The organism is Puniceibacterium sediminis (genome assembly GCF_900188035.1).
In the GTDB taxonomy this organism is placed as follows: domain Bacteria; phylum Pseudomonadota; class Alphaproteobacteria; order Rhodobacterales; family Rhodobacteraceae; genus Puniceibacterium; species Puniceibacterium sediminis.
Genome location: NZ_FZNN01000044.1, coordinates 1 through 8,455 on the forward strand (window position 1 = coordinate 1; position 8,455 = coordinate 8,455).

12 protein-coding genes and 2 pseudogenes are annotated in these 8,455 nt (G+C 59.9%); 8 read left to right on the top strand and 6 right to left on the bottom strand.

Features of this window, described 5'->3' with window-relative positions; genetic code table 11:
* Positions 1–232 precede the first annotated feature (232 nt).
* From CHB75_RS22270 to CHB75_RS22285, 5 genes and pseudogenes are all read left to right on the top strand, one after another.
* On the top strand, positions 233–478 hold the full coding sequence (locus tag CHB75_RS22270; protein WP_245841096.1) for a carbohydrate ABC transporter permease: 246 nt from the start codon (positions 233–235) through the stop codon (positions 476–478).
* A 12-nt stretch (positions 479–490) separates the two neighbouring features.
* Positions 491–787 (top strand): carbohydrate ABC transporter permease, encoded by a 297-nt coding sequence (locus CHB75_RS22275; protein WP_342745330.1) that lies wholly within the window; start codon positions 491–493, stop codon positions 785–787.
* Between the two features lie 13 nt (positions 788–800).
* Positions 801–1,650: pseudogene (locus tag CHB75_RS22430) on the top strand (carbohydrate ABC transporter permease).
* A 183-nt stretch (positions 1,651–1,833) separates the two neighbouring features.
* Positions 1,834–2,214, top strand: coding sequence for a Gfo/Idh/MocA family oxidoreductase (locus CHB75_RS22280; RefSeq protein WP_245841099.1), 381 nt, complete (start codon positions 1,834–1,836; stop codon positions 2,212–2,214).
* 9 nt (positions 2,215–2,223) lie between these two features.
* A complete protein-coding gene (locus tag CHB75_RS22285) occupies positions 2,224–2,517 on the top strand; it encodes a hypothetical protein (protein WP_245841100.1) in 294 nt (97 codons plus the stop codon).
* A gap of 84 nt (positions 2,518–2,601) precedes the next feature.
* Here the strand turns inward: CHB75_RS22285 and CHB75_RS20870 are convergent, their stop codons facing one another.
* From CHB75_RS20870 to CHB75_RS20885, 5 genes are all read right to left on the bottom strand, one after another.
* Entirely contained in the window at positions 2,602–4,056 is a 1,455-nt protein-coding gene (locus CHB75_RS20870; protein WP_089274072.1) for a PepSY-associated TM helix domain-containing protein, read from the bottom strand.
* 17 nt (positions 4,057–4,073) lie between these two features.
* Positions 4,074–4,556 (bottom strand): copper chaperone PCu(A)C, encoded by a 483-nt coding sequence (locus tag CHB75_RS21820; RefSeq protein WP_176439242.1) that lies wholly within the window; start codon positions 4,554–4,556, stop codon positions 4,074–4,076.
* A 70-nt stretch (positions 4,557–4,626) separates the two neighbouring features.
* Positions 4,627–4,983: a hypothetical protein gene (locus CHB75_RS21825; RefSeq protein WP_176439243.1), complete on the bottom strand. Its 357-nt coding sequence runs from the start codon at positions 4,981–4,983 to the stop codon at positions 4,627–4,629.
* A gap of 108 nt (positions 4,984–5,091) precedes the next feature.
* Positions 5,092–5,265 carry a hemin uptake protein HemP gene (gene hemP, locus CHB75_RS20880; RefSeq protein ID WP_089274076.1) on the bottom strand — a complete coding sequence of 58 codons (174 nt, stop codon included), beginning with the start codon at positions 5,263–5,265 and terminating at the stop codon, positions 5,092–5,094.
* Positions 5,266–5,709: 444 nt separating this feature from the next.
* Positions 5,710–6,699, bottom strand: a complete 990-nt coding sequence (locus tag CHB75_RS20885; RefSeq protein ID WP_217898820.1) for a LacI family DNA-binding transcriptional regulator — start codon at positions 6,697–6,699, stop codon at positions 5,710–5,712.
* Positions 6,700–6,929: 230 nt separating this feature from the next.
* On the opposite strand from CHB75_RS20885, the gene CHB75_RS22600 reads away from it, so the two are divergent.
* The 3 genes from CHB75_RS22600 to CHB75_RS22610 are packed head-to-tail and all read left to right on the top strand — an operon-like array spanning position 6,930 to position 7,970.
* On the top strand, positions 6,930–7,103 hold the full coding sequence (locus CHB75_RS22600; RefSeq protein ID WP_245841101.1) for a hypothetical protein: 174 nt from the start codon (positions 6,930–6,932) through the stop codon (positions 7,101–7,103).
* A 54-nt stretch (positions 7,104–7,157) separates the two neighbouring features.
* Complete coding sequence (locus CHB75_RS22605) at positions 7,158–7,418, top strand: IS110 family transposase (protein WP_245841102.1); 261 nt, start codon at positions 7,158–7,160, stop codon at positions 7,416–7,418.
* Positions 7,419–7,466: 48 nt separating this feature from the next.
* Positions 7,467–7,970, top strand: a complete 504-nt coding sequence (locus CHB75_RS22610; protein ID WP_245841103.1) for a transposase — start codon at positions 7,467–7,469, stop codon at positions 7,968–7,970.
* 236 nt (positions 7,971–8,206) lie between these two features.
* Here the strand turns inward: CHB75_RS22610 and CHB75_RS20895 are convergent.
* Positions 8,207–8,455: pseudogene (locus CHB75_RS20895) on the bottom strand (integrase core domain-containing protein); the annotation flags it as partial.

Consider the following 8,455-nt stretch of genomic DNA (forward strand, 5'->3'; position numbering starts at 1 on the left):
CGCCGGAATTCGTCCGTCCGTTTCAGCCCCATAGTCAGTCTCCTTTGTTGCAGCAAATGCTATCAAAGGAGCGCCATCAAACCGCGACAGGTCCAATCCGGTTTGCTGTACGTCGTTGCGCCATACGGTGTTGTGAATTGTCATAACGGTCCCTGCGCAGATGCTGCTGCGGCTAGCGACGACGCTGCTGCTCAATCAGGACTTTCCCTAGCGCTGTCGGGCACGGGCGCTGGTGATCATCCCTTGGGCGCTTCCCTCTGTGGTGATCGCGCTGATGTGGGACTGGATCTACGATTCCAACTGCGGCGTGCTGAATGGCCTGTTGCTGCGTGCAAACCTGATCAAGACCTCGATCCCGTGGCTCGCTGACCCTGACACGGCGCTCTACGCGATGACCCCGACACTGACATGGCAGGGCTTTCCCTTTTTCGCGGTGATGATCCCGGCCGGTCTGCAGTCAATCCCCAAAAGCTATTGAGAGGCTGCCTCGATCGATGGCGCGTCACAGTTCCGCCAGTTCTGGCACATCACGCTGCCGGGGCTGTCCGGCGTGCTGATGACGGCAACACAGCTGCGGGTGATCTGGGTGGCAAATTCCGTCGACGTTATCTTTGTCATGACCGGCGGCGGGTCGGGGTATTCAGCCTATACGCTGCCGCTTTGCGCTTTTGTAAAAGCGCGCACAGGCCTCGACTATGGCTATCGCTTGGCACTGGCGGTCAGCTTTACGCTGCTGCTGGGGTTTGTCATCCTCTATCTCCGCCGCGCGGGAAGGAATATCGCATGATGGTACGCAACCGATGCAGGCTACGCCGCACCTGCGGATGATGCTGACTTCGCTCACTCAGGAAAACAAATTGTTTACCGATGGCCCATCTCTAGTGGGCGCGACGTTGGAAAATTACATCCGGCTGTTTGCCATGGTCGGTTTCGGGGCGAACCTTCTGGACAGCTTTGTCGTTGCGGTGGGCACGGTGGTCGCGGACCTTACTCTGGCTGTGCCCGCTGCCTATGCCTTCTCTAGGTTCCGGTTCAAGGGGCGACGGCTGCTGATCCTGCCCCTGTTCATCCTGATGAAGAACCTTGGCCTTGTGGACACCTGCGCTGCGCTGATCATCGCCAATTTGACCGTTGCGATCCCATTTTCGGTCTGGATGATGACCAGCTACATCGATAGCGTCCCACGGTCGCTGGATGATGCGGCGATGACCGATGGCTGTACCCGATTCGGGGCGCTGCTCAGGGTGGTACTGCCGCTCTGTACGCCGGGAATCATCGCCACGGGCATCTACATCTTGATCACGGCATGAAGTGAATATCTTTACGCGCTGACGCTTGGCGGGAGCAGCGTGAAGCCGATCCCCGACGCGATCCGCCTTGTCGGCAAGCGCACCGTGCATTTTCAGGCAAACGAGAACCACCGCGGCTTTCCGGGGACAGGCAACATGGATTGGCCCGCAATTATGCGGGCGCGGCATCAGGTCGGCTACAGTGGCCCCGCTCTCGCTGGAACCGTTCCGGCGCGATGATCAGCGGCTGGCGCTGCCCATAGCCCACTGGCGCGCCCTGGCCGAGGATGGGACGGCCAAGCTGTGCGCCGGTCACGCCTTGATCCGCTCGGCTCTGAATTTCGCGGAGTATGCCCAATGACCCTGAATATCGGATGGACCGGCCTCGGTCGTCACGCGACATGGATGCTGCTACCCCAGATCGGTCGCGCGGGCATGCACATTGCCGCCCGGTGGGACCGGGACGAAGGCGCGCTGATCAACACCGCGAGGCATTATTGCGTGACGCAAACCTCCAGTCGCCACACACGCCACGGCGTTGGAATTGCAGCAGGCATCCGGGCGCACCGGTGTGTCGGTCTATGTCGGCTTTATGAAGCGGTATTCGACAGGCAACAAGATCGCGCAGAACATTCTGCGGAGTCCGGATTTTGGACCCGTTCTTGGCATTACTTGTAGTTCTATGACCGCTCCTACCTATTTCGCGGGTGAGGTGGATTACTCTGGTTCCTGCCTGCATCACTGTGTGCAGGACGTAGACCGGATGCCTTGGCTCGCTGGCAGCCAGATTCGCGAAATGACGGTGCGTCTCAACGCGCCTGCTCCGGGACGGATCCTGTTTCACATGGGTTTTACCTGTGAAAACAGTGTGATCGGAAATGTGGTCATGGGGACGGTGCAGCCGCGCGGTACGCCGATGGAGTAGATCACCATAATGGGCGATCACAATCGGATCGAAGTCGACAATGTGATCAATGTGGTCTGGCATCGCGATCCACCGTTCATGGCGGAAGACCCCGAGGCGGTGCTGTATGGAGCTTGTGACAGTCTGGTCTGGCAGCCGAACTTCACGGCCGCCGCAAATGAGAATCACAAAGGCTTTGTCGTGCTGATGGCCGATGTTGCCAAGGGGCTGGCTGGTCAGCCGACAGTTGCCCCGGTGATCGCAGACGGTGTCGTGGCAATGGCGAATCTGGTGCGCCTGATCGCCGGGATCAAAGGGGTTTAGAGCGCGGTTTACCTGTGTGGGATTGCGTTTCGGCAAGCCAGAGGAAGTGTCGGAGCGCCGCGTGACCGGCGCTCCGTCTAAAGTTTAGCTGACCAGCGGTTCGGAAGGTGCGGCGCCAAAGCGCGATAGCACCAGAACATCAAGCAGGAGAACCGCTGCGATAGCGAGTCCGGCCATTGGGAAGGCCAGAGACAGGGCAAGTGCCACGGCAGTTGCGCCCTTCCAGTGCGGCATCTGGCGCGGGGCCGGGGGCGCGGCTAGGCGCAGCGACCCGGCGGGACGCCGTTTCCACCACATCATGACGCCCGACACACAGAGAAAGATCACCGACAGACAGAAGAGGGTGTTAGCCAGAACGCTCCAGAGTCCCAGTGTTCCCATATGCAGCGTGATCCCGATCGCCATCGCCTTACCCAGCAGGCTGTAATCGGCATACCGCACATCGGCGAGAAGATTGCCGGAATAGCGATCCACATGCACGATCCGGTCGCTTGTCGGATCAAGGGTGTCCGTGCTCATCGAGTCCCTGCTGATTGACCAGACACCGGTTTCGTCCTTGGGTGGATTGAGTTGATACCGCCCCTGAAAGCCGATGCTGCGGGCAAAGGCGTCGATCCGGTCGATGTCCGGGTCGGCACCGGCCGAGGTGCCTGTCATCGCCATTGCGACACCACTGCCTGATGTATTGTGGTCCGCGTGTTCATCCATCTGGGATGCCGGAAGTGGCGTCTTTTCCAGCGCCCAGGGCACTTCGGAACGTCCGCCGTTCAGGTCTTTGTGGGTGAGGTCCGACAGTGGGATGTCGCCGTATTTTCCCGCCGGAAAACCGGACCAGCCCTGTACCATCTTGCCACCCCAGACCCCGGTCCAGGCTAGGCCGGACAAGAGGAAAAACAGCAGAAAGACCGAGATCCAGATCCCGACACTGGCGTGCAGGGATTTCCACAGGCTGCGCCCGCTTGCCGTCAGTCGCGGCACAAGGGCGCCCAGACCAGCCCCATCCCGTGGCCACCACAGGTAGAGGCCGGTGGCGATCAGTACGATCCCGAGCGAGGCCGCGATTTCGATCATCCGATCGCCAATCATGCCGATCAGCAATTCGCCATGAATGTTGTCCATGGTGTCATACCAGCCGCTGCGACGCGAAAAGGTTTCGATCACGTTGGCAGTGTAGGGATCGACCACAGCCATCATCGCGCCGTCTTGGGTATTGACGCGAAAGATCGCCGCCAGATCTTCGGTACGCGGCGCGATATATTGCGCCAGCGTGCCCTCGGGCCAGATCGCCTGGGCCGCTTCGGCCTGTGCTGATATGGACATAGGCGCATCGAGGACCGGCACCGTGGTGCGTTCCCCGTCACGCCCGTCAATCCAGGCGATCCAAAGCATGGCCATGCCGGTGACCGCCAGCATCATGAAGAACGGAATGACATAGAGACCAGCGTAGAAATGCCAGCGCCATGCGGCCCGATAGAGCTTTGCCGCACGGCCAGCATCCTTCGGCGGCCGGAGACCGGCCGTTGTGTCGAGTGTCAGCATTGATTGTGTCCCCGACGTCAGTGCGTGGCGTGATCGGATTTGGCATCCGCGCCTTGGCCGTCCCCATTACGGGCCTGAACGTCGAGTTCGATTTCCATGCGGCCAAGGTGTTCAAAGATCAGCGTCACGGGAACTGTCTCGCCTACTTCAAACGTTTCGTCGTTCAGACCCATGAACATGATGTGATAGCCCCCGGGCGCGAACTCGACCGTTTCGCCAGGTGCGATTTCGAGCTTTTCGACATGGGTCATGGTGGCGACGCCATCCGTTTCCTTCGATTCGTGCAGCATGGTCTTGGGAAGTTCAGATTCGATCGACAGCAGGGTATCGGCACTGTCGCCCGTGTTGGTGACAGTCATGTACCCCGCAGCGGTGTGGGCCATGGGCGGCGTTTCAAAGGCATAGGGGTGCCCCACGGTGATATTGCCCGATGTGATTTCATTGGCAGACACGAGGGCGGGGAGCGCGCAGATCAGCGCGGCAGCAAAAAGCGTTTTCATGGGATTTTCTCCGGATGAAGCGGGCGGACAGGGCCGACCCGTTTGTAAATGTGCAGGTGACGTATGACGCTCAGGCAGCCGGAGGTGCCCGGGGGCGTGCGTCCAGACCGGGCGCGCGCGGCGGCGCCACCGCATCGGCGCGCAGCATCGTATCACTTGGCACAAGATCCGCTGCGACTGGTAGCAGCGCGATGGCAGCGGCGGTGTCGGTCGCATGGACAAGAAGACAGGGGTGGGCGTTGTGCTTGATTTCGACAGGGTTGCCGTCGCGATCCAGCACAAGCGTCTGAAGGCCATCGCCCGTACAGATCACCAGAACCTGACCACTGATCAGGCCAAGCTCCGCCAGCACCGCCGAAGACTTCGGCAGCACGATGCCCGTAAGGACACCGAGCAGGAGGAAAAGGCGGATCACGCTCTTGATCATTGCCCAATTCTAACCGGACGGGCAGCCGTAGGGAAAGGTTTTACACCTGCGACATTCTCGCCCGCGGGGCGTTTGATGAAAATCTGCCCAATCCGGCGCTAGACCTATTCACTTGGTGAGGATCAGTTTTCCGGCACGGGTGATGCGCAGGGTGTAGAACTGACCGTCCAGGGTCAGATGGGCCTGCACGCCATTCTGAATGAGGTCGCGTGCATCATAACATACGACATCCTCGGATTCGCCTGCACGAACGATGGTCTGCTGAGGGGTGCTGGTGGTCATATCGAATGCTCCACCTGATGGATCACGATTTCCAAAGACTGAGCGCTGACGCTCTTGTCCGCGATGAGCAGGAGGTCACCCTCTTGTGTTTCCATTGTTACTGATTGGGCATCCATCATGTGCTCCTTATCAACTGCAAGCGTCCCAGCTTCCGAAAGAAAGCTGAGAGGGTTTATTACCTTAGTGAAAGGGTAAGGTAACGTCGTCCGGCCCGCAAGAGTGGAAATTTCACTGTCAGGGCGGTCAGCTCCGATGGGAGTGACAAGGCCACCTATGGCCGTTGGAGCCGATATTGATGACAGGGCGTGCCGCGTCACGCCACGCTGCAATCGCCGGGCGGAACTACATCGAGTCGCAGTGGTTAGGGGCCAAGAGACCTGTTCAGGTGGGGCTTTCCCCCTGACTCGTTCAGCGGAAGGGCAGGGTAGCTAAAGGCGACCAGTCCTAGTTCCGCTGACTGCATGTTGTTCCGCGCGTGATGATGGAAAAACCGACGTCGATGGCGCGCTGCTCGGGCGCCATATTGTTGATGCGGGCCAGCAGTGCGTCAGCGGCACGATTGCCCAGATCCGAACGGTCGACCCGGACGGTCGTGAGCGGCGGAAGGGTTGCAGTCGCGTAATCCTGATCGCCAAACCCGATGACGCTGAAATCCGCAGGCACCGACAAACCGCGCGCCTGCGCCTCGATCAGGATGCCGTGGGCGAGCAGGTCAGAGCTGCCGAAGATCACACCACTCTGCATGCCACGCTCAAGCAGTACCCGCAGAGCCGCGCGCCCACGTTCAAGGCTGGCCGGACCTTCTACAATCAACTTGCAGAGTCGCCGCGTGCCCCAGCGCCTCGAAGGTTGCGCAGAAGGCGTTCCTGCGGCGTAGGGCGCGTTCTTCGCCAGCCAACGCGGCTGCGGCAGTGGCATAGCCGCAGCCGTGGGCAAAGTTCGCCAAAGCCGCGCCAGCCGCCTTGTGAAAACGCCCACGCAGATGTCGATCGGGCTTTCGGTCAAATCCCAGATTTCGACAACCGGCAAGCCGACAGACAACAACTGGCTGCAGCAGCGGTTGGTGTGATGAACCCCGGTGAGCAGGATTCCGTCCGGTCGACGCGAGATGAGGGATGTGACAAGAGCCTCTTCCTCCTCTGCGGAAAAACCGGCCTCGACCAGAATCGTCTGGTAACCCGCCGCGCGGACCAGGTCGATGAAGTGGTGGATCAGGCCGGAATAAACGATGTTCGTGATCGACGGGACGACGGCAGCGACCATGGGGCTTTTGGATGAGGCAAGCGCCCCGGCCACCAGATTGGGGACATAGCCCGTGGCCTCGATCGTCTGCTGGATCCTCTCCAGCGTCTCGGGCGAGACGATTTCACGCCGATTGAGCGCGCGTGAAACAGTGGCCTGGATGCCCCCGGCCATCCGGGCGATGGTGGACATGGTCACTGCGCGGTTGCGTCCGCCGGTGCCTTCTGTCTTGCACGCCGTGCGATCCGTCCTGTCAAATTTCTTGGGGGTGTGGTGCCTCAGATCATCATCCAATGCAAGCCGGGTGGGATGCACAGTCGTGATAGTCCAAACGATTTGGTGTGATTGCGGCGGTTGCTCTCCAGTGGCGAACGAGGTCTGGTATATTGGCCTCATCGATATAAGCCGTGAGGAGAACGACCATGAAGAAGTCTGCCGGACTCGATGTGTCTCTCAAAGAGGTTTCGATCTGCGTTGTCGATGAAGATGGGAAGGTACTGGCGCGTGGCGTCGCACCGGCCGATCCGGACGGGATCGCAGGCTGGCTGAAGAACATGTCGATTGCGCCTGAACGTATTGTGCATGAGAGCGGCTAGCTGTCGATTTGGTTGCAGCGCGGGCTCGCCGATCTTGGGTTGCCTGCGATCTGCATGGATGCTCGTCGGGCGCACAAGAACCTGTCGGCGCAGTTGAACAAATCCGATGCCGCCGACGCGGAAGGTCTGGCCCAACTCGCGCGGACGGGCTGGTTCACTTCGGTTCACATCCGCAGCGAAGAAGCCGATCGGCTGCGCGCGCTGGTCGGAGCGAGAGAAAGGCTGATTCGGTTGCGCAAGGACCTTGAGGGGCACATACGCGGCGTCCTGAAGACATTTGGCATTCGCATGACCGGTGTCGGTCAGGGCCAGTGAACACAGGATTTCCGTGACCAGCTGGCCTCCGCAAGAGAGACCGATCCCGTGTTGCGGACCATCGCGGGCGGGGTCATTGCCGCCCACAATACGCTCTGCCTGGCCGCCGCCGATCTGGAAGGGGCATTGAAGGCGAAGGTCAAAAGCCATCCTATTGCCTGCCGTCTGATGACGATCCCCGATGTCGGGCCCATCGTCTCGTTGAGTTTTCTGGCTCTGGGCGATGACACGGGCGGGTTCAGTAGAACCTCGGATATTTGGGCCTTCCTGGGTCTGACACCCAGGCGGCGCCAATCCGGCGAAATGGATTGGTCCGGTCGCGTGTCAAAATGCGGCGATGCAGCCATGCGCGGTTTGCTTTTCGAAGCCGCGTCCTGCGTGATCCGCCAGGTCAAACGGTTCTCGGCTTTGAAATCTTGGGCAGTTCGGCGGGCTGGTCGCCGGGGCTTTCGAAAGGCTGCTGTCGCCACCGCGCGTAAGATCGCGGCGCTGATGCTGACGGTATGGAAGAGGGGAGCCGAATATCAATGGACGAAGGAGGCCACAACCTGATCTGAGTTTCCGCCGGAATGGCGGGAAGCAAAGTCCCGACGGGAGGGAGGTTGATCGATCTCGTAAAAACGATTGGGATGTGGCCGATGCTGCTGACCCCGCAAACGACATTGGAGACGATCCACCTCCGAACGCTATCATGAAGCGCAGTATTGCGACCTCGGAGAGAACCATGACCCCGGACAGATAGATCGCTATCCCACTTGACACAGCCGCAATCAGAGAACCGTTTGTCCTTAGATGTTCAGTCCCGGCATCTGGTGGATCGGATTTGTGATGAATCGATCTGGCTCTGAAGTCCAGATCTTGCAGATGTATTCCTAGGGCGTTAGCCCGCTGAGCGTCTTGAGTCTGCGTGCGAAGTTGTAGGCCCCCATGAAGTCAGTGAGATGCGTGCGCAGCTGATCATGGCTGTCGTAATGGTATCGTTTCACCGTCGCTTCCTTGATCGTTCGGTTCACCCGCTCGACCTGGCCATTCGTCCA